Genomic DNA, 26,352 nt, shown 5'->3' with positions numbered 1-26,352 from the left:
CGTGAATTATCTGATGCGACGACTGGCGACGTTTCCTCTCGTCCTGCTTGGCGTGTCCATCCTGGTCTTCGTTGCGATCCGGATGGTGCCGGGCGATTCGATCACGGCGATGCTGGGCACCGAGGCGGGCCTGCTGACGCCGGCGCAGCGTGACTCGCTCGCCGCCTATTTCGGCATCGACCAGCCCTGGTTCGTCCAGTACTGGCGGTGGATAGGCGGCATCCTGCACGGCAATCTCGGCATCTCGGTCACCTATGGCAGGCCGGTGCTCGACGTCATTGTCGAGCGCTTCCCGCTGACGCTTGAACTGGCCATCCTGTCGATGATCATCGCGCTCGCGGTTGGCATGCCTGCCGGGATCTTTGCCGCCACGCACAATGAGAAACTGTCCGATCTCGGGGTGCGCATCGTCGCCATGATCGGCCAGTCGACACCGAGCTTCGTGCTTGGCCTGCTGATCATCTACACGCTGTCGGCCGGCTTCGGCGTGCTGCCGGCGATGGGCGAATTCGCGCCGCTCTGGCAGGATCCCTTGCGCAATCTCAGCCAGCTGATCCTGCCTGCCATCACGCTCGGTTTCGCCTTCGCAGCCTCGGTCACCCGCATATCGCGTTCGGCCATGCTCGACGTGCTGAGCGACGACTATGTGCGAACCGCGCGCAGCAAGGGCGCCTCGGCGCGCAGCGTCATCTGGCGGCATGCGCTGCCCAATGCGCTGATCCCCGTCGTCACCCTCAGCGGCATCGAGTTCGGCTATCTCCTCGGCGGCGCCGTCATCGTCGAGCAGATCTACGCGCTGCCCGGCCTTGGACGCATGGTGCTGGACGCGATCCAGCAGCGCGACTATGCGCTGGTGCAAGGCGCCGTGCTGTTCATCGCCTTCAACTTCATGATCGTCAATCTCCTGGTCGACCTCGCCTATGTCGCGCTCGATCCGCGCATCCGGTTGGGAGAGCCGTGATGCGCATCCTGCGCGCCATCTTCAGCCACGGCAGCGGTCGCATCGGCGGCATCATCGTCAGCGTCTATCTGTTGGTCGCCATCCTCGGCATGCTGGGGCTGACGCCGCACAATCCGATCACGCAATACCGGGTCGATCGGCTGCATGCGCCCAACGGCGCCTACTGGATGGGCACCGACCTGTTCGGCCGCGACGTCGCCAGCCGGCTGATGGCGGGCGTCGGGCAGTCGTTCACGGTCGCCTTCTTCTCGGTAGCCTTCGCGACCCTTGCCGGCACCGTGCTGGGGCTGGCCGCCGCCTGGCTCGGCCGCCGCTGGGACGGCGTCCTGATGCGGATCATGGATGTGCTGCTGGCCTTCCCGGCAATCCTTCTGGCGCTGCTGATCGTCACGGTTGCCGGGCCGGGCACATGGACCAGCGTCGTTGCCATCGGCATCGTCTACACGCCGATCTTCACCCGCGTGGTGCGCGGCCCCGCTTTGTCGCTCAAGGCGCGCGAATTCGTCGACGCCGCGCGCACCTTCGGCAGCAGTTCGAGCTACATCGTGACCCGCCATCTGCTGCTCAACCTGGTGGCGCCATTGACCGTCCAGGTGACGCTGGCGCTGGCCTGGGCGCTGCTGACGGAAGCCGGCCTGAGTTTTCTGGGGCTCGGCACGCAGCCGCCCGCCGCGTCGCTCGGCCTGATGCTGAGCGACAGCCGCAATCTGATGGAGACCGCGCCGTGGCTGATGATCTTCCCCGGGTTGGCGATCATGATCAGCATCCTCGGCTTCAACCTGCTTGGCGACGCCTTGCGCGACATCCTCGACCCGAAGATGCGCAGGGCGCCGGCATGATCCCGCTGCTGTCCGTATCGGACCTGCGTGTCGGCTTCGGCCGCAATCCGCAAGCCAATGAGGTGGTGCGCGGCGTCAGTTTCGACCTTGCCGACGGCGAGACTCTGGCCATTGTCGGCGAAAGCGGCTCGGGCAAATCCGTCACCGCCTTGTCGATCAACCGTCTCATCGATTTCGGCGGCGGCCGCATCACTGGCGGTGCGATGAAGCTGAAGCGGGCCGATAGCAGCGTCTTCGACCTGATAACTGCTACCGAACCGCAACTGACCGGCATTCGCGGCGCCGAGATCGGCATGATCTTCCAGGAGCCGATGACCTCGCTCAATCCGGTGCTGACCATCGGCAGGCAGATCGAGGAATCGTTTCGGCTGCACCGTGAGCTGACCGGCAGGCAAGCCACGGCGGCGGCCAAGGATGCGCTCGACCGCGTGCGCATTCCCGATGCCGAACGCCTTCTGAAATACACGCCAAACCAGCTGTCCGGGGGAATGCTGCAGCGGGTGATGATCGCCATTGCGCTGGCCTGCAATCCGCGCCTGCTCATCGCCGACGAGCCGACGACGGCGCTCGACGTCACGGTGCAGGCGCAGATCATGGCGCTGCTGGCCGAGTTGAAGCGGGAAACCGGCATGTCGATGATCTTCATCACCCACGACATCGGCCTGGTCGCCGGCATCGCCGACAGGGTGATGGTGATGCAGAACGGGCAGGCCGTGGAGCAAGGCGAGTTGAACCAGATCCTCGACAATGCGCAGCAACCCTACACGCAGCACCTGCTGCAGGACGTGCCGCATTTCGCCAATGGCAGCGCGACGCGCGCCGACGGGCAGCGCGACACGGGTGCAGCCAAGGAACCGGCCTTGAAGGTGGATAACCTGGTTGTACGATTTCCCCTCAAGAGCAGCTTCTTCAGCCGCGCCACAGGCGCGGTGCATGCCGTCGATGGCGTCGATTTCGACCTGATGCCCGGCGAGACGCTGGCCATTGTCGGCGAGAGCGGTTCGGGCAAATCGACCACCGCGCGCGCCGTCCTGGGGCTGGTGCGGTCGACACGCGGCAGCTTCTCGGTCGGCGTCCGAAAGGCTTCGGCCGAGCAGAGCGCCCTGCCCGTGCAGATGGTGTTCCAGAACCCCTATGCCTCGCTCAATCCAAGGCTCAGCATCGAGAGCATCCTGGCCGAGCCGGTGATCGCCACCGGCGGCCGGGTGAATGCCGAGACGCAGGCCAGGATGGCAACCCTGCTGGAGCGCGTCGGCCTGCCGAAGAACAGCCTTGAACGCTACCCCCACGAATTCTCCGGCGGCCAGCGGCAAAGGCTGTGCATCGCCCGCGCGTTGATGCTCAACCCTTCCGTGGTCGTTCTCGATGAAGCGGTGTCGGCGCTCGATGTTTCGGTGCAGGCCAAGGTGCTGGAGTTGCTGGTCGACCTGCAGCGCGAGTTCGGGCTGGCCTATCTGTTCATCTCGCACGACATGGCCGTCGTCGAGCGGATCGCCCACCGGATCGCCGTCATCTATGCCGGCCAGATCGTCGAGATCGGCGACGCGACCTCGGTGCTGTCGAAGCCGCAACATTCCTATACGAAGAAGCTCATCGCCGCCGTTCCGACCATCGACCGGCGCCACGAACATTTCGAACTCGACACGCGCCAGGTCCCCTCGCTGGTGCGCCCGCAGGGGTACGAGCCGGCGCCGGCGAGATGGGAGCAGTTTGGGGCTGATCATATGGCGAGGGCGGAGGTGTGATTACTGTCCTGCAGGCACTTCCTGACTCGGCGGGACAGCACCCCCCTCTGTCCTGCCGGACATCTCCCCCGCAAGGGGGGAGATTGGATGTCGCATCGGCCTTCGCCAATCTCCAAAGTCTGAAGGCTGACGGCGCGCACGAACTGCCAATCTCCCCCCTTGCGGGGGAGATGCCCGGCAGGGCAGAGGGGGGTGGGACGGAACGCCGCCTTTCAGATGGAGGCCGGTATTGAGCACCCTCGCCCAGCTCTTCGATCGCGCATTCCAACCGCTGGCAGCGGCGGTGGTCGCCAGGCGCATCCCTGGCGGCGTGCTCGGCATTGTCGACAGAAATGGCGAACGCGTCGTCAGGTCGGTCGGCTCCGCGCAACTCGTACCGAAGTTGCGGCCAATGCACGACCAAACATGGTTCGACCTGGCGTCCTTGACCAAGGTGATCTTTACGACACCGCGCATCCTGGCGCTGGCGGAAGACGACGCCATCGATCTCGATGCGCCGCTGATCTCCGCTCTGCCGGACCTTCGCCAGTATGATGCAGAGGCCTGGGAGCGGAAGGTGACGTTCCTCCAGTGTCTTGGCCACCAGACGCCTTTTCCGGCGGTCGAGCCGATCTATACGTATGGGCGAGATCCCGAGCTGCTGCGCGCCTTCATCCTACAGCGCGAATGGCGCGCCCGCGACCCGGTCTATTCCGACATCAACTTCATCCTGCTCGGCTTTGCGTTGGAGCGGCTCTCGGGAAAAACAATCTGGAACATGGATCCCGGTCCGGGCTTCGCTTTTTCCGCCGAGCCGGATGCGTCAGCCGCGACCGAAGACTGCACCTGGCGCCATCGCGTTTTGTCCGGCGAGGTGCACGACGACAATTGCTCGGCGCTGCAAGGGGCCGGACATGCCGGCCTGTTCGGAACAGCCGCGTCCGTCCTCGATTTTGCGCAGGGGCTATTGGACGGCACGGGTGCGTCCGAGCATTCGATCGCACTGATGCGCACGCCCTTGTCCGCAACCCGCACGCATGGCTGGGAGCGCCCCTATGAGGGATGGTCCGGCGGGGCGTTATGCAGCCCGGGAACCATCGGCCACACCGGCTTTACCGGCACCGGACTGTGGATCGACTTCGACAGAGGCAAGGCCTGGACCTTGCTCACCAACCGGATCCATCCGACACGTCATTTCGACAGCGGCATCGCCGCGCTTCGGCAGGCGGTCGGCGATCTTGTTAACGAGGATTGTTAGGGAAGTGACCATGGAACCAATCTGGGCCGTCGGCCTGATGACCGGCACCGTGCTTGACGGCAACATCGACGTCGCGCTGATCAAGACCGATGGTGAGCGGATCGACGATTTCGGCACCTATCGGCTGATGCCCTATCCGCAATCGATCCGCTCGCTGCTGGAAGAGACGCTGAGCGAGGCAAGAGCCTGGAATTTCACCGGGCCGGAGCCGGCGATCTTTCGCAAGGCGGAAGAAGCCCTGACGCGAGCCCAGTCGGCGGCGGTCAAGGAACTCGCGGAAAGCTACGGCATGAAGATGGCCGATATCGGTGTCGTCGGCTTTCACGGCCAGACCGTGCTGCATCGCGCGCCGCAGGTGGGCAGGCTCGGCCAGACCCGGCAGCTCGGCGACGGCGAATTGATGCACGCCCTGTTGGGCACCAAGGTCGCCTATGATTTCCGCTCGGCCGACATGCGCGCCGGCGGGCAAGGCGCGCCGTTGGCCGCTGCCTATCACACCGCTTTGATGCGCAGCGCCGGCGCCAGTGGCGAGGTGGCTGTGCTCAATCTCGGCGGCGTCGCCAACATCACCTGGTGGGATGGCGCCGACAATGTCGTTGCCTTCGACACCGGCCCCGCCAACGCGCCGCTCAACGATTTCATCAAGTCGAAGGGGCTCGGCGACATGGACCGCGACGGCGCGCTTGGTCGCGCGGGAACAGTGGATGAGGCACGGCTTGCCAAGCTGCTGCAGCACCCTTATCTGACCAAGCCCTACCCGAAATCGCTGGACCGTTTCGACTTCGGCGCCGCCATGGCGGACGGCCTGAACGCTGAGGATGGCGCAGCCCTTTTGACCGCCTTCACCGCTGCCGCCGTCGGCAAGGCGCTCGACCTGTTGCCGCGCCGCCCGAAAAAACTTGTGGTCAGCGGCGGCGGCCGCCACAACCCGACAATGATGGCGATGCTCGCCAGCCGCGCCGGCGTCGAGGTGGTGCAGGCCGAAAGCCTTGGCTGGAGCGGCGACGCGGTGGAGGCGGAGTGCTTTGCCTTCCTCGCGGTTCGCGTGCTGAGGGGCCTGCCGATCAGCTTCCCCAGCACGACCGGCGCACCGCAGCCGATGCGCGGCGGACGGCTGGCCGGTTAAACCAGCGTCTTCCGCAGGAAGATGCGGCTGCGGCCGACAGGGAAATCGGCAAGTGTTCCGAAGGGCTGATAGCCCTGGCGCTGATAGACCTTGGCGGCGTGCGGATTGAAGGTGTCGATCCAGGCATTCCGACAGCCGCGCGCCACCGCTTCCTGCTCGGCCGCATCCAGCATGTTGCCGGCCATCTGCTGGCCGCGCAGCCTTTCATCGACCCACAGCCACTGTACGTAAAGCCAGCCCCATGCGGTGTAGCCCGAGATGCCGGCGACAACCGTGCCGTCTTCGTCGCGTACGAACACGGCCAGGGCCTTTCTTTCGGAAGCACCAACATCGCCGTCGTTGAACGCCGTCAGCCGTTCGGCGAGAAAGGTGAGTTCTTCAGGCGAGGGGTTTGCCGTCGTTTCAAGTGTCGTCTTCATGGCCTTTTCCGAACAAGGGGCACGATGCTTGCGCAATGTTTATATCTGACCCCGAACAGGGTGCGCATCCGCATCGCCGCCATTGCGGAACTCGGACGCTGCAATGCCGTAGCGCTTGAGCTTGTCGTAGAAGGTCTTGCGCGGCACGCCGAGTGCGTCGATGGCGCTGCGCACATCGCCACCGTGATCGCGCAGCGCGTCGCGGATGAGTTGCGCCTCGTAGTGGCCGACCCGTTCGGGCAGTGTCGCCGCGGGCTCCGGCAAGTGCACTGGAATTGCTTTCGTGTCGTCGTCCGGACCGAGGCCGAGCGCGACGCGATCGGCAAAATGCGCAAGCTCGCGCACATTGCCCGGCCACGCATGCGACTGGAGATGATCGCTGACCGCCGCGTTAACCCCGGCGACAGGCCGGCCGAACCGTTCCGCGGCCTTGCCTAGGAAATGGCCGAACAGCATCGGGATGTCGCCGCGACGCTCGCGCAGCGGCGGAATGCGCAGCGTCACCACGTTGAGGCGGAAATAGAGATCCTCGCGAAAGTCGCCGCGCTGGCCCTGCCGTCCGAGATCCACCTTGGTCGCCGCGACGACCCGGAGGTCGACGCGCCGGGTTTCGTTCGAGCCAAGCGGGGTAACACTACGCGTTTCGAGCACACGCAGCAGCTTGACCTGGAGGGCCGGCGGCATGGATTCGATCTCGTCAAGGAACAACGTGCCGCCACTGGAATGCTCGATGCGGCCGATCCGTCGCCGCTGCGCGCCGGTGAACGCGCCCGCCTCGTGGCCGAACAGCTCGCTTTCTATGACGGTCTCCGGCAGAGCACCGCAATTCAGCGCCACGAAGGGTTTCGCGCGCCGCCGGCCCCATCTGTGCAGGAGGTCGGCCACCACCTCCTTGCCGGTTCCGGTCTCCCCTTCCACCAGCACGTCGACATCCATGTCGGCGATCTGCCGCAAGGTCTCACGCAGCCGCCGGATGGCGGGCGCTTCGCCGATCAGCGGCAGACCGTCGGCAGCCTGCGCCGCGGCTTCGCGCAGCCGCCGGTTCTCCATCACCAGCCGCCGCTTCTCCGATGCCCGTCTGAGTGCCTCGACGAGGCGGTCACCCGCATAGGGTTTCGGGATGAAATCGTAGACACCATCCTTGAGCGCTGCCACGGCAAGATCGACGTCGCCATGCCCGGTGACCAGGATCACCGGTATGTCCGGGTCGATCGCCTTGACGCGATCGAAAAGCTGCAGCCCGTTCATGCCCGGCATGCGGATGTCGCTGACGACCACGCCCTCGAAATTCCTGTCGACGACGGCAAGCGCCGCCTCGGCCGCGTCGAGCGCGACCACCTCGAAGCCGGCAAGCTCAAACAATTGCGTGGTGGCGTGAAGCAGGTCCGCATCGTCCTCGACGAGCGCCACCAGCCCTGATGCGTCTGTCATTCAATTCGCCTCAAGTCGATGGTGAAGGATGCGCCGCCCGCGCTGCCGGGATCGAGCCGCAGCGTGCCGCCCAATTCCTGGGCGATCTCCTGCGAGATCACCAATCCGAGGCCAAGCCCCTTCTCCTTGGTGGTCTGGAACGGCATGAACAGATTGCCGGCTGCCTCCGGACCGAGGCCAGGGCCGTTGTCGCGCACCGAGATCAGCACCCTGTCGTCGCGCTCGGCGATGTCGATCTCGATGCGGGGATCGGGCTGGTCCTTCATCGCGTCCAGCGCATTTTGCAACAGGTTGACGAGGATCTGCTCGAGCCGGATGCGGCTGGCCATGACCACCGGCGACGCGCTGCCGCGCGGCTTGACGATGGTCACGCCGGAATCACGGATGCGGCCGGACAGAAGCGACAGTGCGCCGTCGATCGCCTCGCGCACTGGCAATGGCGAGGCGGCGACGCCTGGCCGCCGGGCAAAGGTGCGCAAGGTGCTGGTGATCGCGCCGATGCGCTCGGTCATCGAAACGATCGATGTCAGATTGCCGCTGACCGGCTCGGTCTTGCCCGTGTCGAGAAAGCGGCCGGCGTTCTCGGCATAGGTGCGGATGGCGGCGACCGGCTGGTTGATCTCGTGCGCCACACCGGCGGCGATCTGGCCGAGGATGGAAAGCCGGTTGGCCTGGGCGAGATCGTCACGCAACCGGCGGACCTTGGCTTCGGCGTTCTCACGCTCGGCGATTTCTCCGGCAAGCGCCGTGTTGGATCGGGTCAGCTCGGCCGTCCGGGTGCTCACCCGGCTCTCCAGTTCGGCATTCATGCGCGCCAGCGCCTCCTGCCGCAGCCGGCGGGCGCGCCGGCGCCGGGTGAGCACGAAGGCGAGCAGGCCCATGAGCAGCAACCCAAGCAACGTGGTCAGGCGCGCCGTGTTGGCGGCGGACGACAAAGCCGCGTCGGCGGGCGTCAGCAGCCACAGACGCCAGCCGGGCACCGCACCGGGCAGGTCCTGCACCACTTCGACGAACTGGCGCGATTCTCCAGCGTTGTCGATTGTCGCCAGGCCGTCACCGGCACCGCGTCGCAACGGCAGCGGTTCGAAGCCGGCATCGGCCAGCTGAAGTTGCTCGCGGGCAGCGGCGGCATCCTGCGCCGAGAGTGGCGCGAGGGCATGAAACCGCCACTCGGGCTGGCTGGTGGCCAGCACCACGCCGCGTTCGTCGGTGACGAAAACAAGAAAGCCGCTGGAGCGCCAATTGGCTTCGACGCGGTCGAGCTCGACCTTCAGCACCGCAACACCAAGCGGCTTGCCGCCATCGTCGACGCGGCTGGCAAGATAGAGGCCCGGCCGGCCGCTGATCGTGCCGAGGCCATATTGGCTGGCGGCACCCTTGGCCATCGCCTCCTGGAAATAATGCCGAAAATTATAGTCGATGCCGACAAAGCTCGTCGGCTCGCCTGCATTGCTGGCGGCGATTGCGATGCCTGCTGTGTCGATGACATAGATGGCGGACGCCGATGCATCGCCGGCAATCGCCCTGAGCTTGTCGTTGAGGGCCGCTTCTTGCATCTTTCCGGCCCGGCGCAGCGCCCCGCGCAAGGCATCGTCGCGTGACAGCACCAATGGAACCAGGCGCTGCTTTTCGATTTCGCCGGTCAGGGTTCCCGCCGCCAGCGGCAGGGCGGCAAGCGCTCCGTCGCGCAAATTGTCGGCCGCCTGGCCGGTGGCGATGCGCCCGGCGATGGCGATCGCGCCTGCCAGAACCGCAAGAGCGACGACCATGACACGCCAGCGGCCATCGCGCAGCCGGGCCACCCCTTCGCGCAGCAATTCACGGCCGGCCGCGTATCCCCTATCGATGCTTGCTTGCGACGTCTGCCCTCTCCCTTTTCCTCGCAGCCCGTTTTTCCCCGCAGCCTTGCGGCCCAGTGTAATGCGAAATTCCGCCCAGGCAAACGCTACCTGTGCGGAAATCCGCACAAGCATTCGCGGCAAAGCGGCTGACAACCGCCGAAATCCAGGGATTCCGGTCTTTCACCGATCTGGCACAGCGCTTGCAAAAGTCCTTGCAGCGGCGCGCGACCGGAGCGCCGCGATGGGAGAAGTCACGCAGGGCGGTGCATTTCCGCCTATCCGGCAAGGGAGAGTTCGATGCACATCGCAGACCAATCAGGCGCACCTTCCGCGCAGCGCAAGCCTTTCTATGCCCAACTCTACGTGCAGGTGCTCGTCGCGATCACCGTCGGCATCCTGCTCGGTCACTTCTATCCGTCGATCGGCGAGAGCATGAAGCCGCTCGGCGACGCCTTCATCAAGCTGGTCAAGATGATCATCGCCCCGGTCATCTTCCTGACCGTAGCGACCGGCATCGCCGGCATGAGCGACCTGCAGAAGGTCGGACGTGTGGCTGGCAAGGCGATGCTCTACTTCCTCACCTTCTCGACGCTGGCGCTGATCATCGGCCTTGTCGTGGCCAATGTCGTCCAGCCGGGCGCCGGCTTCAACATCGACCCGGCGACCCTCGACGCCTCGACCGTCAACACCTATGCCGCCAAGGCGCATGACCAGTCGGTCACCGGCTTCCTGATGAACATCATCCCGACGACGATCGTCGGCGCCTTCGCCGACGGCGACATCCTGCAGGTGCTGTTCTTCTCGGTGCTGTTCGGCATTTCGCTGGCGCTGGTCGGCGACAAGGGCACGCCCGTCCTCAACTTCCTGCAGGCGCTAACGACGCCGATCTTCAAGCTGGTCAGCGTGCTGATGAAGGCCGCACCGATCGGTGCCTTCGGCGCCATGGCGTTCACCATCGGCAAATACGGCATCGGCGCGGTCATCAACCTCGCCATGCTGGTCGGCACCTTCTACGTGACGTCGCTGCTGTTCGTGTTCGTCGTGCTGGGTGCTGTCTGCCGCTATAACGGGTTCTCGATCCTGTCCTTGATCCGCTACATCAAGGAAGAGCTGCTGCTGGTGCTGGGAACGTCCTCATCGGAAGCCGCCCTGCCGTCGCTGATGGAAAAGATGGAGAAGGCCGGCGCCAAGCGCTCGGTGGTCGGCCTGGTCATCCCGACCGGCTATTCCTTCAACCTCGACGGCACCAACATCTACATGACGCTGGCGGCGCTGTTCATCGCGCAGGCAACCAACATCCATTTGTCGATCGGCGACCAGATCCTGCTGCTGCTGGTTGCGATGCTTTCCTCCAAGGGCGCCGCCGGCATCACCGGAGCCGGATTCATCACCCTGGCCGCCACGCTGTCGGTCGTTCCGGCGGTACCGGTCGCCGGCATGGCGCTGATCCTTGGCGTCGACCGCTTCATGTCGGAGTGCCGGGCGCTGACCAACTTCGTCGGCAATGCCGTCGCCACGCTGGTCGTGGCCCGCTGGGAAGGCGAACTCGACGAAGCCAAGCTCGCCAGGGCATTGGCGGGCACGGCCGACGACAGCCTGCCGGCTGATCTCGTTCCCGCAGAATAATCCGAGCGCTTCAACACCAATCAGCGGCCGGAAGCCCATGGCTTCCGGCCGCTGCCGTACAGGTGACAACGATGTCAGGCGGTTTTGCGCAGCGGTGCCAGCGCCTTGCCGTCGGCGGCGAAGAGATGGCAGCGGGAGGGGTCGGCCTGCATGGCGATGGGGCTGTGCAGCGGTGTCGTGTCGATGCCCTCGGTCTGAACGACGAGCCTCGTCTTCTCGCCGATCTCGGCATGCAGGATGGTCAGGCCGCCGAGCCGTTCGGCCAGCACCGCCTCGCCCTTGAACTGGCCCGCATCCGCGATGCGGATATGTTCCGGCCGGATGCCGAGCAGCAGCTCGCTGTCTTGTGCAAGTGCGCCCGCCTCGACCGGAACGACCAGGCTGGATCCGCCCGGCAGGGCAACGGCAACGCCATCCGCGTTGGCGGACAGAACCCTGACCGGCAGCATGTTCATCTTCGGCGAGCCGATGAAGCCGGCGACGAAGACATTGGCTGGCCTGGCATAGAGGTCGAGCGGCGTGCCAACCTGTTCGATCGTGCCGCCATTGAGGACGCCGATCTTGTCGGCCATGGTCATCGCCTCGGTCTGGTCGTGCGTGACATAGACGATGGTGGCGGCGAGCCGCTCGTGCAGTTGCATCAGCTCCAGCCGCATGTTGACGCGCAGTGCTGCATCGAGGTTCGACAGCGGTTCGTCGAACAGGAAGACCTTCGGCTGGCGCACGATCGCGCGGCCGATGGCGACGCGTTGGCGCTGGCCGCCGGACAACTCCTTCGGCCGCCGCTCGAGCAGATGCGACAATTGCAGCACCTCGGCCGCCGCCTTGACCTTGGCGTCACGCTCGACGACCGGCAGCCCGGCGATCTTCAGCGCAAAACCCATATTTTCGGCGACCGTCATATGCGGATAAAGCGCATAGGACTGAAACACCATGGCGAGGCCGCGCTCGGAGGGATCGACCTCATTGATGCGCGCGCCATCAAGCATCAGCTCGCCGGAGGTGATCTTCTCGAGACCGGCGATCATGCGCAGCAGCGTCGACTTCCCGCAGCCCGACGGGCCGACGAAGACGACGAACTCGCGGTCGCCGACATCGAGGTCGACGCCCTTGATCACCTCGGCATTGCCATAGGATTTGCGCACGCCGCGCAGCTTGAGCTCAGCCATTGAAGTCCCTCCTCGCATCCGGATATGTGCTTGGACCGACAGGCATGCGTGCCGCCAGCGTACCTCTGTCATCGAACAGGACAAGGCTGGCAGCACCAACCAGCCCGGCGTGGCGGCCAAGCTGGGCCTGAACGACCGGCACGTCGCGATAGGCACGCATGGCCCGCTGCCTGATGGTCGCCTCGATGGCAGGCGCCATGAGGTCGAGGCCATTGGCAATGCCGCCGCCGACGACCAGCACATCGGGCGAATAGAGATGCAAAAGATTGGTGAAGCCGATGCCAAGCCAGCGGGCTTCCTCCTCGAGCAGGGCCAAGGCAAGCTCGTCCAGCAGTCGTGCCGCCTCGACCACGTGACGGCCGGTCACCTCACCGTTGCCCGAGAGGCGCCGCAGCGCCGAGCCATCAAAGGGTGCTGTCGCGGCGTTGGCACGGCGACCGAGCGCGGTGCCCGAGGCAATGGCCTCGAAGCAGCCGACGACGCCGCACATGCAGCGCTCGCCCTCATTGGTGATGGTCATGTGGCCGATCTCGGCGGCGAGGCCTCGGCGGCCATGCAGGATGCGCCCGTCGACGACGACGCCGCCGCCGATGCCGGTGGAAACCGTGACGAAGACCAGCGAGCGGGCGCCGTGACCGGCGCCGAAGCGCCATTCGCCGAGTGCCGCGGCATTGGCGTCGTTCTCCAGCCGCACCGGCAGGCCGAGCCGCCGTTCGAGGATATCGGCAAGCGGCACGTCCAGCCAGCCGGCGAGTGTCGGCGGTCCGACGGCGATGCCGGCCAGCGGATCGAGCGGTCCCGGCGCGCCGACGCCGACGCCGACGATGGCGAGCGCCGGGGCCTCGGCGTAGATGGTCGCGGCCAGCGCCTCGATCTGGCCGATCACCACGTCGGGGCCAGCCTGCGCCTGCGTCGGCACCGCCGCGAATGCCAGGATCTTGCCGTCACGGTCGACCAGGGCGGCACGAAGCTCGGTGCCACCAAGATCGATCGCAAGGGCGGCTTCGTTGCTCATGCCGCAACCTTCAGGCCATGCAGCCAGCCGATGCGGCCGGCCAGATCCTTGTCGCCAAAGGCCAGCGAGCCGAGAACCACGGTTTCGGCGCCGGCGGCACGCAGCAAGGGCACGGTCTCGTGGCGGATACCGCCATCGGCGGCAAGAACCACGGCCGCCTCGCGGCCGGTCTCTCTCAGGATGGCGCGGGCAGCGGCCAGCCTGCCGCAGGCCTCGTCCGACAGGCTCTGCCCCTTGACGCCAATTGCCGTTCCGAGAAGCGTGACGAAGGCGACCTCGGAGACGAAAGGCGTCACCGTCTCGACCGGCGTCTCCAGCCTGAGCACGACGCCGGCTTCGGCGCCGAGTTCCCGCGCCAGCCGGACGGCGCGCAGTCCCGCCTCGCCGTTCTCGGCATGGACGCTGATCATGTCGGCGCCGGCCTCGATGAATTGGCGCGTCTGCGACTCGACTACAGCCGCATCGACCATCAGATGGACATGGATGGGTTTGGCCGTCAGCCCAGCGATGCGGGCGACGAGATCGGGAAAGAACAGGAAGGACGGGGCGAAATGACCGTCCGCCACGTCGATGTGGTGAAGGTCGACATAGGGCTCGATGCGCTTCAGATCGCGCTCGAAATTGACGAGGTCGGCGGACCAAAGCGAGAATTCAGCGATCATGCGATCGCGCGGCAATGCGGCGATGGCGGCCTGGCCTGAGAGAGGTTTCGAGATCATGACTGGTCCTGGTTGTTGAAACGATCACCGAGGAAGCCCGCGATAGCAGCACGGACCTCGGCGAAATGGCGATCCTTGTCGGTGGCCTTCGGCGTCACCTCAGTGAAGACTGCGTCGGGGATGGTTTCGGCAAGCTCTTGGGCGGTTGCCAGCGGATGGACGAGATCGACGCCGCTGCCGATGACCAGCGTGGGGATAGCGAGGTTGCGGGCAGCGGCCGGCGTGACGCCGGGCCCATCGTTTGCGATCGCCCGCATCACCTCGGCGAAGACAGCCGCATTTTCGCGCTCGAAGAAACCAAGCAGGGAAGCAAGATTGTCAGGCGCTTCCCCACGAAAGCGGGCGGCGGTGACCGAGGTTGCAAAGGCGTTGCGCGCGTCCTCCAGCGGGCGATCGCGGATGAGCTTCGCCACCTCCGAAAAGGGCTGCATGTTCTGCGGCGCCGCATCGAAGCGCCAGGCCGGGCGCACCAGCACCAAACCCAGGACACGGTCCGCGTGATGGCTTGCAAGCCTGAGCGCGATCGCCGCGCCCATCGAGACGCCGCCGGCGACGAAACGGTCGAGCCCGGCCGCGTCGGCGGCGGCCAGCACGTCGTCGGCAAACATGGCGATCGAAAAGGGCCGCGTCGAGCCGGCGCCAGAGCCGCCGTGTGCGCGGCATTCGACGGTCAGCCGGCGGTATGACAGGCTGTCGGGAAAATTCTGCGCCACCTGCGCCGCATCACCGCCGAGACCATGCTGGAAGATGACCGGAAACCCCTGCCCGGTATCGAAGACACAAAGCGCCGCATCGTCGCGAAGCATGACCGTCGGCGCGGTGTCCATCAGAGGAGCCTCCGTAGGAAGGCGGCGACGCCGGGGGCTTCGCTGGCGGATAGCCCATGGGTGACGAGCGCCCCGTCGAAGCCCACCGCCTTCAGCCGCGCGATGAAATCCGGGAAGTCGACGATGCCTTGGCCAGCAGTGGCAAAGCGGCCGTCACCAAAACGGTCCTTGGCGTGCGCCATGGCGATGTGGCCGGCCGCCTCGCCGATCGCGGCGGCGACAATGGTGCGCGCCTCGCCGGGCGTCGCATGTTCGAACAGGTTTGCCGGATCAAGCACGATCTTCAGGCGCTTCGATCCCATCTCGGCGATCAGCGTGGTGGCATCCTTCGCCGAGGTGACGATGTTGGCCTGCTCGGGCTCGATGCCGAGATCGACGCCGGCGGCTTCTGCCAGCGCCAGCGCCTTCGCCATCTCGGTGGCCATGTCGGACCAGGCCGCCGGATCGGCATTGTCGGGATGGTACGCCCATTGGTCGGCGGCGTTGCGCGAGCCGGTGCAGAGCGTGACCAGGGGAATGCCCAGGGCAGAAGCAGCCTCGATGACGACGGCAAGGCGCCTGAGGCCATCGTCGCGGACGGCCTTGTCGGGATGCGCCATGTTGTAGGTGCCCGAAAGGGCTGCGAGCGAAACACCGCTCGACTGCGTGGCGGCGCGGATCGCCGCGACGGTTTCCGACGGCACGGCATCCGGCATTGACGGCAGGCTGGCGCAGGTGAGGTTGAACTGCGTGGTCTCATAGCCAGCATGCCGCACGGCCGCCAGCACGGCGGCTGGCTCGGCGCCTGGAAAGGTCTTGGCGAAAATGCCGAGACGCATCACACCGCCCCCGAAACCGAGGCGAGCTCCACCCGCTCGCCTGATACCACCGAGCGCGCGATGGCGACCATGGCGCGGATCGACGCGACGCCGTCCTCGACATTGGCGCCGCGCATCGGCGCGCCTTCCAGCACCGTTTCGGCAAGAGCTTCCAGCTGGCGGCGGAAGAAATGGCCGTCAGCACCGAGCGGCTTGTGGGCCGTGGCCGACTTCTCGTGAAAGATCTCGACCTCGCTGGCGCGGAAATACCAGGGGTTGAAGGTCTTGGCGACGACAGAGCCGTTCTCGCCATAGAGCTGGAAACCTTCGTGCCAGTCCATCCGCACGGCGACGGTGAGATCGAGATGGCCGAGCGCGCCGCTGGCGAATTCGGTCTCGACGAACCAGCAATAGGCGCCAAAACGCTCGTTGAGGCGGGCGCGCACGGCGACGATATCGCCGCACAGGAAGCGCGCCGTGTCGACGAGATGCGAGCCGTGCGCCAGCATGAAATACTGCCTGAGATCAGCCTTCGGATTGCCGCTCGGTTTCCTCGCCAGTTTGCTGGTGACGGGCAGCGGCTGGATGGCATCGGTGTTGGTGTAGCGATGGGTGGAATCGCAGTACCAGGCCTTCAGCGCCAGCACCTCGCCGATCTCGTCCCGGACGAAATCGCGCGCCGCTTCCAGCGCGGGATCGAAGCGCTTCATGTGGCCGACCTGCAGGACCTTGCCGGAACGTCTGACCGCCTCGGCCAGCGCCTCGCCCTCCTCCACTGACGTGCCTATCGGCTTTTCGCACAGCACATGCTTGCCGGCGTCGAGCGCCTTGATCGACATCGGTACGTGATAGGCGTCGGAGGTGGCGACGATCACCGCCTCCAGTTCGGGATCGGCGAGCATCGCGTCATAATCGGCATACATTTTCCGCGGTTCGTAGGTGGCACCCATGCGGGCGAGCAGGTCGGGCGCGGCGTCGCAGATCGCATAGAGATCGGCATTGCCGGCCTTGGCGCAGGATTGCAGATGCGCAAACTGCGCGATGGGGCCGCAACCGAGCACGCCGACCCTGAGGCGTCTGTCCTGTTTCTTGATCATCGTCTCGTTCTTCAGGCGCCGTAGCTGCGCATTGTTTGGCGGTTGGTCTTGACCGCGCCGGCGGGGTCGGCGGCGGCGGTGTCGGATTCCTCTTCGAGCACCAGCCAGCCGGTGAAACGCGGCGCGGTGCCGGCGATCTCGATGACCGCCGGGGTGTCGCAGACGCCTTGACCGAGCATGGCCCAGGTGCCCTTGGCGTCGACGTCCTTGAGGTGGATGTAACGGATGCGGTCGCGGTGGGTGCGCAGCGTATCCAGCATGTCCTTATGGCCGCGCAGGATATGGCCGGTATCCGGCACCCAGCCGACCAGACCGGGGTCGAGCAAGGCAAAGATCGTGTCGTAGTCGGCGCGGTCGAAGAGCAGCGTGTTGTGGTGCGAACTCGGATGCACTGCGACATCCACACCGGCCTTGCGGCCGATCTCGGCGGCGCGATTGTAGAATTCGGCCGATATGGCGAACTTATCTTCGCGCGGACCGTCGGAGACGACCGTCGCCGAACCGATCGACACCAATGCGCCGGGAAAGTTCGCGGCAAAGCCTGTCCACCGCCGGGCGGCTTCGAGGTCGCTTTCCAGCGCCTCTTTCAATGTGAACCCGCTCTTCGAGCCAAAAGCAAAGGAGACGAGAGAGAGGCCTCGGGCATCCAGCGCGGCAGCGAATTCAGCCGGCCTGTCGGCATAGCGGCCGATCATGGTGTCGGTGATCTCGATGCCGGCATAGCCGCCATCGCCTATCGCCTTCAACAGATCGTCGGGGCCGCCGGTCCAGCCCTTGCCCAGCATTTCCCAGGTGAAGGTCTGGCAGCCGACCTTGAGCTTCGTCTTCGTCATGTCGTTCATTCCTTGACGCCGCCCTGGGTCAGTCCTTCGATGATGTGGCGCTGGAAGAACAGCACCAGGAGGATCAAGGGCACGGTCACCACGGCGGAAGCCGCGGCGATGTCACCCCAGGGGACGTAATAGAGGTTGGTGAAGTTGGCGATGCCGACCGGTATCGTCTGCCGGTCGATGTTCGAGGTGAAGGCGAGCGCGAACAGGAATTCGTTCCACGCGGTGATGAAGGCGAGCAGGCCGGTGGTCACCAGGCTCGGCAGCGACATCGGCAGGATGATGCGCCAGAGCAGGCCGGGCGCGCTGACGCCGTCCATGCGCGCCGCCTCGTCGATCTCGCGCGGCAGCGTCTCGAAATAGCCGAACAACACCCAGGTCACCAGCGGCAGGCCGAGCGCCAGGTAGGTGATGATCAGCGCCGTGTAGGTGTCGAGCAGGCCGAGATTGGTGGCGACCAGATAGAGCGGGCCGACCAGCGCGATCTGCGGGAACATCGATACCGAAAGGATGACCATCAAAATGCCGAAGCGGCCCTTGATGTTGAGCCGCGACAGCGCGAAGGCGGCCAGCGAGCCGACGAACAGGCACAGGAACGTCGTCGCCAGCGAGACCACCAGCGAGTTCCAGACATAGCGGTGAAGCTGCTTCTCGACGAAGGCGTTGTAGTAGTGCTCCAGCGTGAAGGGATGCGGGATCAGCGACGGCGAGCCCGAGGTCAGCGCCTTGTCGAGCTGGAACGAGGTCGAGAACTGCCAGATGAACGGACCGCCCGACCAGACGAGGATCAGCAAGGCGCCGAGATAGATGGCGAAGGTCTGCAGCGGCGAGCGCGTGTCGTTCACTGCGCTCTCCTGATCTGGCGGACGAGGTACAGGCAGAACACCAGCGCGATGACGCCCTCGGTGACGAACATCGCCGTCGAGACGGCCGAGCCGTAGCCGAACTGCAGCGTCGAAAAGAGCACCTTGTAGGACAGCGTCGACAGCGTTTCGGTCGAATCGGCCGGGCCGCCACCGGTCAGCACATAGACGAGGTCGAAGACGCGGAAGGCGTCGAGCGCGCGGAACAGGCCGGCGATCAGCAGGGTCGGCATCAACAGCGGCAGGCGGATGTACCAGAATGTGATCCAGCCCTTGGCGCCATCCATGCGCGCCGCCTCGATCAGCGAATTGGGCACGGTCTGCAACCCGGTCAGAAGCAGCAGCGCCATGAACGGCGTCGTCTTCCAGACATCGGCGATGATGATGGTGATCATCGCCGTGTCAGTGGAGCCGTACCAGTTGATGTTCTGGTCGATCAGCCCGGCATGCAGGAGGAGGTAGTTGATGATGCCGTGCTGGCCATCGAACAGCCAGCCGAACATCTTGGAGGTGACGACGGTGGGCATCGCCCACGGCACCAGCATGGCCGCGCGGACGAGCCCCCGCCCCTTGAAGGCTTCGCACAGGATGAGCGCCATACCGAGCCCGATCACCGTCTCCAGCACGGTCGAAGCGGTGGTGAACCAGATCGTGTGCCACCACGCATTCCAGAACTGCGGGTCGCCCCACAGCTCGACATAGTTGGAGAAGCCGGTGAAATCCTGTTCCTGCGTGATCAGCGAGGTGTTGGTGAGCGAGAGGTAGAGCCCGTTGACGATCGGGTAGAAGGAAACCGACGCCAGCGACACGAAGGCCGGCGTCAGCAGGAGCAAGGCCCACAAGGCGCCCGGGAGCGCCTTGCCGAGACGCCGCGGCCGGCCGACACTGGGAATGGTGGCCGCCGCGGACATTGGTTCAGCCTACGATCTTGTCGATTTGCGCCGCCGTCGCGTCCATCTCGGCCTGGACATTGCCGGAGACCAGCGCCTTGGAGATGCCGGACTGCAAGGCAAGCGTCACTTTCGCGTATTCAGGCGTGATCGGCCGCGCCGTGGCGCCGGTGAAGACTTTCTCGAGGCTGGCCATGAACGGCTGTTCCTTCTTGATCTGTGCGTCCTGGAACAGCGCCGGCCGCGTCGGTGCGAGGCCGAAGTTCAGCGCGATGCGGTGCTGGACCTCGGTCGACGACAGCCAGGTCAAGAGCTCGATCGCGGCTTCGCGTTGCTTCGAGTTGGCATTGACGCCGAGCTGGTAGCCGCCGAGGCAGGCCGAGCTCTTGCCGCCGGGGAACGACGGCAGCGGCGCGACGCCGACCTTGTCGACCACCTGGGAAGCCTTGGCGTCCTGGGCGATCGGATAGACATAGGACCAGTTGCGCATGAACATCGCCTTGCCCGAGGTGAAGGGCTGGCGCGACGGCTCCTCGTCCCAGGACAGCACGTCCTTCGGGCTGATCTTGTTGGTGGCGAGGGTGTCGTGCAGGAACTGGATCGCCTCCACCGCGCCCTTCTGGTTGATCAGCGACGACTTGCCGTCGGGCGCCAGGATGGCGCCGTTGTTGGAGGTGATGATCTCGACCGCGTCGCAGACCAGCACCTCGGCCTGCTTGCCTTGCCAGAGATAGCCGTAATCGATGTCGCCGGCCTTCTGCGCGGCGGCGGCAATGGTCGCCATGTCGGCCCAGCTTTCCGGCACCTTGCCGCCATGCTTTTCCAGCACGTCCTTGCGGTAATAGAACATGCCCGAATCCATGAACCAGGGAAGGGCGGTGAGCTTGCCGCCATAGGTACAGGCATCTAGGGTCCCGGTGAAGTAGGCGCTGCGCTTGTCGGCCGGGAAATACTCGTCCAGCGGCAGCGCCCATCCGGCGGCGGCAAAGCCGGCGATCCAGATCACGTCCTGGCTGAAGACGTCGGGCGTGCCGGTGCGGCGGGCGAGCTGCTGCACCAGGCCCTGGTAGACCTCGGTCGAGGAGCTCGGGGGCGGCAGTTCGATGTTCTTGACCAGGATGCGGTCCTGCGATTCGTTGAAGGCCTTGATCAGGTCGCCAAAGGTCTCCTTGCCGAAGAAGGCGGCGCTGGCGAAGCTGATCTCGGCCCGGCTCTGGGCACGGGCCCGGCCAATGCCGAGCGACGTCCCTGCCCCGAAAGCCGCCGCGCCGAGAAGGCCGGCGGAACCGATGAGAAATTGCCGGCGATCGGCGATGGTGACATGCCCAATCGACTTGGAACCGCTGCGCGGCCCCTTCCTTGACTCGTCCATTTGTAGTCCTCCCAGAGTTGACGGCAGCCACTCCCGCCCGTCCAACTTCGCACATGATTCATAAAAAATTGTCGCGCGTCAAGATTTAAACTGCATAATGGTGCATCAATATGCTTATGACGTGGGCGAAGGATGGCCACGTGAACGAAGAATCGCCGATCCTGACGGACGGACGCCGACTGGAGGAATGATGGAAAAGCTTGGTGTAGGGGTCATAGGTTGCGGCAACATCGCCATGACCTACATGCGCAACGCAGCTCTTTTTGCAGGCGTGGAGTTGAAGTCCTGCGCCGACATCTCGGCGGACGCGGCCGCCCTGCGGGCCCGCGAATACGGCATCAGGGCGATGGGCGTCGATGCCCTGCTTGCCGATCCCGAAATCGGCCTGGTCCTCAACCTCACCATTCCCGCCGTGCATTTCGACGTCACCATGTCGGCGCTTTCGGCCGGCAAGCACGTCTTCACCGAAAAGCCGCTTGCCACCTCAGCCGCCGACGGACAACGACTGGTCAGCGAGGCGAAGTCGCGCGGCCTGCTGCTTGGCTCGGCGCCCGACACCTTCCTCGGCGCTGCCGGACGCCGCGCGCGTCGGCTGATGGACGCCGGCGCCATTGGCCGTCCGGTCACCGGCACCGCCTTCATGATGGGCCGCGGCATGGAGCACTGGCACCCCAACCCGCAATTCTACTACCAGCCTGGCGGCGGCCCGGTGTTTGACATGGGCCCCTATTATCTGACCATGCTGGTCAACCTGCTTGGCCCGGTCGAACGCGTCATGGCGATGGCGACGCGCGGCCAGGAGGAAAGGCTGATCACCGCCGCCGGACCGTTCAAGAACACCACATTCAAGGTCGGCACGCCGACCAACGTGCTATCGCTGCTTGAATTCCGCTCCGGTGCGACGGTCACCTTCGGCGCCTCGTGGGACGTCTTTCGCCACTCCAACCACCCGATCGAGTTGCATGGCACGGAAGGCTCGCTGCGCCTGCCCGATCCCGACACGTTCGGCGGCACGGTGTCGCTGTCGGAGCGCGGCGCCGACTGGAAGGACTTTGCCAGCGAGGGCGATCTCTACGGCGCCCGCAACTGGCCCTATGCGGCGCCCGACCGCGCCAATTACCGCATGCTCGGCGTCGCCGATCTGGCCCGTTCGCTTCAAACCGGCAACACGCCACGCGCCTCCGGCAACCTCGCGCTGCATGTGCTTGAGATCATGGAGGCGATTCTGCGTTCCGGCGAGGGCCAGGGCTCGGTGATGGTCGCGGGCGAAGTCACCCAACCTGCGCTGCTGACCGAGGAAGAAGCAACCGACCTGCTTGCCCTGAGGATATGGCGATAACACTCGATCCGGATGCGCTGCACGTCCTCGAAATCGGCCGCGCGGCCGGCGGAGAGCCGTTCGAGAATGGGGACGTAGCGGCGGCGCGGGCCGCCTACAACGCCTCGTTCCCGACACTGCAGGGCGAGCGCGAACCGGTCGCTGCGACCTTGGAACAGCGGATCGATGGGCCGAACGGCCCCATCGCGGTCCGCATCCATCGGGGCATCGGCGCACCGCGAAGCGGGGCGCCGGCGCTGCTCTACCTGCATGGCGGCGGCTGGGTCGTCGGCAACCTCAATTCGCATGACGAGATCTGCCGCTGGCTGGCCAATCTCGGAGGCGCCGTCATTGTCTGTCCCGAGTATCGCCTGGCACCGGACCACAAGTTTCCCGCCGGGCTGGAGGATTGTCTGGCGACACTGCGCTTCATGACGCAGAACGCCGCCGCTCTCGGGATCGACCCATCCCGCATCGGCGTTGCCGGCGACAGCGCCGGCGGCAATCTCGCCGCCGTGCTGGCGCTGCTTTCTCGCGATGGGCTGGCGCCATCCCTCGCCGCACAGATCCTGATCTATCCCAACACCGATGCGCGGCAGACGGCCGACAGCTACCGGCGTTTCGGCGACGGTTTCGGGCTGACGGCAACCACCATGGCATGGTTCCGCGACCACTATGTGCGAACGCCTGACGACATCGTGGACTGGCGCGTCTCGCCCTTGCTGGCACCCGATCTCGGCGGCGTTGCGCCGGCTTTCGTCGCACTTGCCGGCTGCGACATCCTTGCCGACGAAGGCGAAGCCTATGCCGAACGCCTGCAAGCCGCGGGCGTGCCGCTGGTCCTGCGGCAATGGCCGGGCAAGATCCACGGCTTCGTCTCGATGGGGCGCCATATCCCCGCCGCGCGGCAAGCGGTGGCCGAAGCGGTGGCGGCCTGGCGCCAGTTCGAGAAGGATCGCTGAAGCTGGACGCTCAGGCCGACTGACGCATCACCAGCGTCGCGCCGAGCTTGACCCTTTGCGCCATGCCCTGCCTTGGCGGTTCGGCCTCGTCCAGCAGAGCCAGCAGGATCTCGACGCTGCGGCCTGCCATGGCGGCGAAATCCTGTGCCATGGTGGTCAGTGCCGGACAGGTGTAGCGGCTCAGCGGATGATCGTCATGCGCGGCAACGCGCAGATCGCAGTCAGGTCTGCGGCCGATCTTCAGTCCGCGCGAGAACGCGGCCGCCATCACGCCGAAGGCCAGACGATCATTGGCGCACAGGATGGTGCGGCCTGGCAGACCGCCAACATCGAGTGTCCTTTCCATCCATTCATGGCCGATGCGCTCGAAGTCCCAGGTATAGTCGCGCGCCGCGTCGATGACGACCGGTTCCAAACCGGCGACTTTCATCGTCGCGATGTAGCTTTGCAGCCGCTCCCCGGAATTGTGGTTGACATGCGGAATGTCGACATAGACAGGCGGTTCTCCGGACCGGTTGAGATAGTCAACCATGGTCGACGTGCTCTGGTGGTTGTCGTTGCCGACGAAGGGCGTGTCACCCTCGATATAGGTGTCGAAATAGACGATCGGAATGTCCTGCCCGAGCTTGTCGAAAACGTTACGGTCAGAGGCCAGGCCCAGCGGCGCGATGATCGCGCCGGCGACCTTCAGTGACAGCAGCGTCCTGACCGATTCCGCCTCCAGCTTCTGCGAGCCATGCGAAGAAATGACGATCGGCCAATAGCCCTCGTCGCGGCAGCGAAATTCGATGCGGCTGACCATCTCGGCATAGAACGGATCGGTGATCGTCGGTACGACGATGCCGATGTTGCGGGTGCGCTTGCGGTTGAGATTGCGGGCGAAAAGGTTCGGCTGATAGTCCGAGGAACGCAACGCGGCTTCGATGCGTGCCCGCGTGGCCGGCTTCACGCTCGCCGGATCGTCAAAATATTTCGACAGCGTCGGCCGGGACACGCCACATGCCCGGGCAAAATCATCCATCGTGCGGTGCGTCTTCTCCGCCATCGAACGTCAGGTCCCTCTTGCCCACACCCGCCGATCGGAACGATCCGCCCGTCACCAGTCATGCGGCCGTTGTCCGAGGGCGGCAATGCCTGGCCGAACTTATTCAGTCAATTTTCACAGTTTCCAGTACAGCGCGAAAACATTACGAGCGTCAATTTATTTGTTTACGATACGAAAAATGACATTCCTCGATCAGAACTTCGGCTGCGGAACGAAGGCTCCCGTCGTGCTCGGGAGTCCAGATCGCGGTGCGCATCGGCAGCGTCGTCAAGGTCGTGGCGGGTCGGCGCCTCGACCTTGACGATGCCTTGCTTGCCGCGCGGGCCCTCGGCGAGGGTCCGGCTTGCCAAATGCCGCCATGCCGCCCATACACGGCTGGGCAATCGCCCCCGCCCCGTTCACGCCCCACCTGCCAGGGATCCTGCCCGATGTCTGCGACGCCGTACCCCCGGGCAAAGCCGTGACGGATCCCTCCACGCTATCTCTCGCCAGCCTGGGCTGGACGGATTTTTTCGGCGACCAGCTCGAGCCCGACGAAGCCAATCTCGTCCCTGCGCGGATTGCCACGGTCCATCGCGACCGCCTGACCGGCCTGTCCCAGGCAGGGCCAATCGAGATGACGCTGCCGGCGCAGGCGAACACCGGTGACTACGCCGTCGGCGACTGGGTGCTCGTCGACGCGCATGAGTGGCTTGTGCAGCGCCGCCTGACCCGCAAGACGGTGCTGGAACGCCGCACCCAGGGCGGCAGGGTGCCGCAGCTGGCAGCGGCCAATGTCGACACGCTGTTCATCGTCACCTCATGCAATGCCGACTTCAATCCAGCCCGGCTCGAGCGCTATCTGGCGCTGGCCAACGAAGCCGGAACGACGCCGGTGATCCTGTTGACCAAGGCCGATACCGCCGCCGATGCCGAGGCGTATCAGCGGCAGGCTGCCGCGCTGCAGCGCGGCCTGGCGGTGGTGACGCTGAACCCGCGCACATCGGATGCGGCGACCGCGCTCGTCGCCTGGTGCGGTGCCGGCGAGACGGTCGCGCTGGTCGGTTCCTCCGGCGTCGGCAAATCGACGCTGGTCAACACGCTGGCCGGATCGGCCCAGCGCTTGCCGCAACAGACCGGAGACATCCGTGAACACGACGCCAAGGGGCGCCACACCACCACGTCGCGGTCGCTGCACGCCATTGCCGGTGGCGGCTGGGTGATCGATACGCCGGGAATGCGGACGCTGCAGGTCAGCGACGTCGCCTATGGGATCGACACGCTGTTTGCAGAAATCACCGAGCTCGCGCCGCTCTGCAAGTTCCGCGACTGCACCCACGTGCATGAACCGGGCTGCGCGGTGCAGGCCGCCTTGAAGGCAGGCACGCTCGATCCGGAGCGTCTTGCCCGCTGGCGGAAACTGTCCGACGAAAACCAGAGCAACACGCCGGTTCAGAGCGGACCTCGCGGAGCCAAATCCCCCGGCGCTCGCGGAAAAAGGCGTTGAACGACCGAAGCACGTGCCCCTGGCTTCAGGGCCGCGCCGTGCCGAAAACACGATCCCAGAATATGGACGTGACACCGAAATTGACCGTTTCGTCGACATGATGATGCACGGCGTGACGGCGCTTGAGTGTGTAGAGATAACTCGGATGGGAGGGGTGCCAATGATGGATCATGTGATGGACGCTGATGTACCAGAGGTAGCCCAGCATCAGTCCGCAACTTACAGCGCTTGCGGCGGCGAAACCTGAAATCATCCAGACCGGGAAAAACGCGACCAGCGCATGCACTCCCAGACTTAGCCAGGTCGGCGTGCCCACCGAACTGCGCTCCTCGACATGATGACGATCATGCAGGTCCTTGATGTAGGGGATGTGGTGCAGGACGAACCTGTGCAGGACGTATTCGGTCAGCGTCCAGAGCAAGAGGCAGGCGACGACAGTGACTATCCAGCCCGGCGCATTGTCTTCGCCGGCCTCGATCAACCCGGCCACTGCCAGCACGGCGATCACCAGCGGATACACCACGAAGTCGCTGTAGTAGCCAATAAGACCGAGTTGCATCGTCACGCCTCATCTAGCCTTCGAGCCGCCAAATAAGCGATGGTCAGATTGCCGGACTCGCGGGTGAGGAGCAATGCAGTCGCACCTGACATAGCGTCGCAATCATTCGGCGCAAGGTCGGCGCCCATGATCCAGGGGAATCGGTGGACCGCCGCCTTCGTAATCAGCTTTACAAACG

The 26,352-nt window shown here is 65.2% G+C and carries 24 protein-coding genes; 9 read left to right on the top strand and 15 right to left on the bottom strand.

The features are described 5' to 3' along the window. The first annotated feature begins 1 nt into the window (after position 1). From CGZ66_RS02155 to CGZ66_RS02130, 5 genes are all read left to right on the top strand, one after another. Positions 2 to 961 (top strand): ABC transporter permease, encoded by a 960-nt coding sequence (locus CGZ66_RS02155; protein ID WP_095080997.1) that lies wholly within the window; start codon positions 2 to 4, stop codon positions 959 to 961. Then, positions 961 to 1,800 (top strand): ABC transporter permease, encoded by an 840-nt coding sequence (locus CGZ66_RS02150; protein WP_095080996.1) that lies wholly within the window; start codon positions 961 to 963, stop codon positions 1,798 to 1,800. The genes CGZ66_RS02155 and CGZ66_RS02150 overlap by 1 nt, the downstream gene beginning before the upstream one ends. Continuing rightward, a complete protein-coding gene (locus CGZ66_RS02145) occupies positions 1,797 to 3,545 on the top strand; it encodes an ABC transporter ATP-binding protein (RefSeq protein ID WP_095080993.1) in 1,749 nt (582 codons plus the stop codon). The genes CGZ66_RS02150 and CGZ66_RS02145 overlap by 4 nt, the downstream gene beginning before the upstream one ends. A gap of 229 nt (positions 3,546 to 3,774) precedes the next feature. Continuing rightward, positions 3,775 to 4,782, top strand: coding sequence for a serine hydrolase domain-containing protein (locus tag CGZ66_RS02135; RefSeq protein WP_095080985.1), 1,008 nt, complete (start codon positions 3,775 to 3,777; stop codon positions 4,780 to 4,782). A gap of 10 nt (positions 4,783 to 4,792) precedes the next feature. Continuing rightward, positions 4,793 to 5,908 (top strand): anhydro-N-acetylmuramic acid kinase, encoded by a 1,116-nt coding sequence (locus CGZ66_RS02130; RefSeq protein WP_095080982.1) that lies wholly within the window; start codon positions 4,793 to 4,795, stop codon positions 5,906 to 5,908. Here the strand turns inward: CGZ66_RS02130 and CGZ66_RS02125 are convergent. Genes CGZ66_RS02125 through CGZ66_RS02115 form a run of 3 tightly spaced genes read right to left on the bottom strand, consistent with a single transcriptional unit; the run spans position 5,905 to position 9,527 of the window. Next, positions 5,905 to 6,327 (bottom strand): GNAT family N-acetyltransferase, encoded by a 423-nt coding sequence (locus CGZ66_RS02125; protein WP_095080979.1) that lies wholly within the window; start codon positions 6,325 to 6,327, stop codon positions 5,905 to 5,907. The two genes, CGZ66_RS02130 and CGZ66_RS02125, sit on opposite strands and share 4 nt — an antisense overlap. A gap of 39 nt (positions 6,328 to 6,366) precedes the next feature. Beyond that, complete coding sequence (locus tag CGZ66_RS02120; RefSeq protein WP_095080977.1) at positions 6,367 to 7,758, bottom strand: sigma-54-dependent transcriptional regulator; 1,392 nt, start codon at positions 7,756 to 7,758, stop codon at positions 6,367 to 6,369. Beyond that, positions 7,755 to 9,527 carry a sensor histidine kinase gene (locus CGZ66_RS02115; RefSeq protein ID WP_245330972.1) on the bottom strand — a complete coding sequence of 591 codons (1,773 nt, stop codon included), beginning with the start codon at positions 9,525 to 9,527 and terminating at the stop codon, positions 7,755 to 7,757. Before CGZ66_RS02115 ends, CGZ66_RS02120 begins: the two co-directional genes overlap by 4 nt. 369 nt (positions 9,528 to 9,896) lie before the next feature. On the opposite strand from CGZ66_RS02115, the gene CGZ66_RS02110 reads away from it, so the two are divergent. Further along, positions 9,897 to 11,225, top strand: coding sequence for a dicarboxylate/amino acid:cation symporter (locus CGZ66_RS02110; RefSeq protein ID WP_095080972.1), 1,329 nt, complete (start codon positions 9,897 to 9,899; stop codon positions 11,223 to 11,225). 74 nt (positions 11,226 to 11,299) lie between these two features. On the opposite strand, the gene CGZ66_RS02105 is transcribed toward CGZ66_RS02110, so the two are convergent. Genes CGZ66_RS02105 through CGZ66_RS02060 form a run of 10 tightly spaced genes read right to left on the bottom strand, consistent with a single transcriptional unit; the run spans position 11,300 to position 20,804 of the window. Further along, positions 11,300 to 12,394, bottom strand: coding sequence for an ABC transporter ATP-binding protein (locus CGZ66_RS02105; protein WP_095080968.1), 1,095 nt, complete (start codon positions 12,392 to 12,394; stop codon positions 11,300 to 11,302). Further along, positions 12,387 to 13,409 carry an ROK family protein gene (locus CGZ66_RS02100; protein ID WP_095080966.1) on the bottom strand — a complete coding sequence of 341 codons (1,023 nt, stop codon included), beginning with the start codon at positions 13,407 to 13,409 and terminating at the stop codon, positions 12,387 to 12,389. The genes CGZ66_RS02105 and CGZ66_RS02100 overlap by 8 nt, the downstream gene beginning before the upstream one ends. After that, complete coding sequence (locus CGZ66_RS02095; protein WP_095080964.1) at positions 13,406 to 14,128, bottom strand: ribulose-phosphate 3-epimerase; 723 nt, start codon at positions 14,126 to 14,128, stop codon at positions 13,406 to 13,408. The genes CGZ66_RS02100 and CGZ66_RS02095 overlap by 4 nt, the downstream gene beginning before the upstream one ends. After that, the gene (locus CGZ66_RS02090; protein WP_095080963.1) at positions 14,125 to 14,955 is read right to left on the bottom strand and encodes an alpha/beta fold hydrolase; all 831 of its coding nucleotides are present in this window, start codon (positions 14,953 to 14,955) and stop codon (positions 14,125 to 14,127) included. Before CGZ66_RS02090 ends, CGZ66_RS02095 begins: the two co-directional genes overlap by 4 nt. Further along, complete coding sequence (locus tag CGZ66_RS02085) at positions 14,955 to 15,773, bottom strand: sugar phosphate isomerase/epimerase family protein (protein WP_095080961.1); 819 nt, start codon at positions 15,771 to 15,773, stop codon at positions 14,955 to 14,957. Before CGZ66_RS02085 ends, CGZ66_RS02090 begins: the two co-directional genes overlap by 1 nt. After that, positions 15,773 to 16,849 carry a Gfo/Idh/MocA family protein gene (locus CGZ66_RS02080; RefSeq protein ID WP_095080960.1) on the bottom strand — a complete coding sequence of 359 codons (1,077 nt, stop codon included), beginning with the start codon at positions 16,847 to 16,849 and terminating at the stop codon, positions 15,773 to 15,775. The genes CGZ66_RS02085 and CGZ66_RS02080 overlap by 1 nt, the downstream gene beginning before the upstream one ends. Positions 16,850 to 16,860: 11 nt before the next feature. Continuing rightward, a complete protein-coding gene (locus tag CGZ66_RS02075) occupies positions 16,861 to 17,682 on the bottom strand; it encodes a sugar phosphate isomerase/epimerase family protein (protein ID WP_095081130.1) in 822 nt (273 codons plus the stop codon). Between the two features lie 5 nt (positions 17,683 to 17,687). Further along, complete coding sequence (locus CGZ66_RS02070) at positions 17,688 to 18,524, bottom strand: carbohydrate ABC transporter permease (RefSeq protein ID WP_095080958.1); 837 nt, start codon at positions 18,522 to 18,524, stop codon at positions 17,688 to 17,690. After that, entirely contained in the window at positions 18,521 to 19,453 is a 933-nt protein-coding gene (locus CGZ66_RS02065) for a carbohydrate ABC transporter permease (RefSeq protein ID WP_095080956.1), read from the bottom strand. Before CGZ66_RS02065 ends, CGZ66_RS02070 begins: the two co-directional genes overlap by 4 nt. Before the next feature lie 4 nt (positions 19,454 to 19,457). Further along, a complete protein-coding gene (locus CGZ66_RS02060) occupies positions 19,458 to 20,804 on the bottom strand; it encodes an ABC transporter substrate-binding protein (RefSeq protein ID WP_095080954.1) in 1,347 nt (448 codons plus the stop codon). Positions 20,805 to 20,991: 187 nt separating this feature from the next. Between CGZ66_RS02060 and CGZ66_RS02055 the strand changes: the two genes are divergently transcribed. Then, a complete protein-coding gene (locus tag CGZ66_RS02055; protein ID WP_095080952.1) occupies positions 20,992 to 22,143 on the top strand; it encodes a Gfo/Idh/MocA family protein in 1,152 nt (383 codons plus the stop codon). Then, entirely contained in the window at positions 22,134 to 23,084 is a 951-nt protein-coding gene (locus tag CGZ66_RS02050) for an alpha/beta hydrolase (RefSeq protein WP_167391949.1), read from the top strand. Before CGZ66_RS02055 ends, CGZ66_RS02050 begins: the two co-directional genes overlap by 10 nt. A gap of 10 nt (positions 23,085 to 23,094) precedes the next feature. Here CGZ66_RS02050 and CGZ66_RS02045 read toward each other — a convergent pair whose 3' ends face one another. Beyond that, positions 23,095 to 24,129 carry a LacI family DNA-binding transcriptional regulator gene (locus tag CGZ66_RS02045; protein ID WP_095080950.1) on the bottom strand — a complete coding sequence of 345 codons (1,035 nt, stop codon included), beginning with the start codon at positions 24,127 to 24,129 and terminating at the stop codon, positions 23,095 to 23,097. 460 nt (positions 24,130 to 24,589) lie between these two features. Here CGZ66_RS02045 and rsgA point away from each other — a divergent pair, with 460 nt between their 5' ends. After that, entirely contained in the window at positions 24,590 to 25,615 is a 1,026-nt protein-coding gene (rsgA, locus tag CGZ66_RS02040) for a ribosome small subunit-dependent GTPase A (protein ID WP_167391948.1), read from the top strand. A gap of 25 nt (positions 25,616 to 25,640) precedes the next feature. Here the strand turns inward: rsgA and CGZ66_RS02035 are convergent, their stop codons facing one another. Next, positions 25,641 to 26,174: a sterol desaturase family protein gene (locus tag CGZ66_RS02035; RefSeq protein WP_095080948.1), complete on the bottom strand. Its 534-nt coding sequence runs from the start codon at positions 26,172 to 26,174 to the stop codon at positions 25,641 to 25,643. Positions 26,175 to 26,352 lie beyond the last annotated feature (178 nt).

Origin of the sequence: Mesorhizobium sophorae, assembly GCF_002270415.1 — a bacterium.
Lineage (GTDB): Bacteria > Pseudomonadota > Alphaproteobacteria > Rhizobiales > Rhizobiaceae > Mesorhizobium > Mesorhizobium sophorae.
The sequence above is the reverse complement of the archived record's forward strand: the minus strand, read 5'-3'. Positions and strand labels throughout refer to the sequence as shown.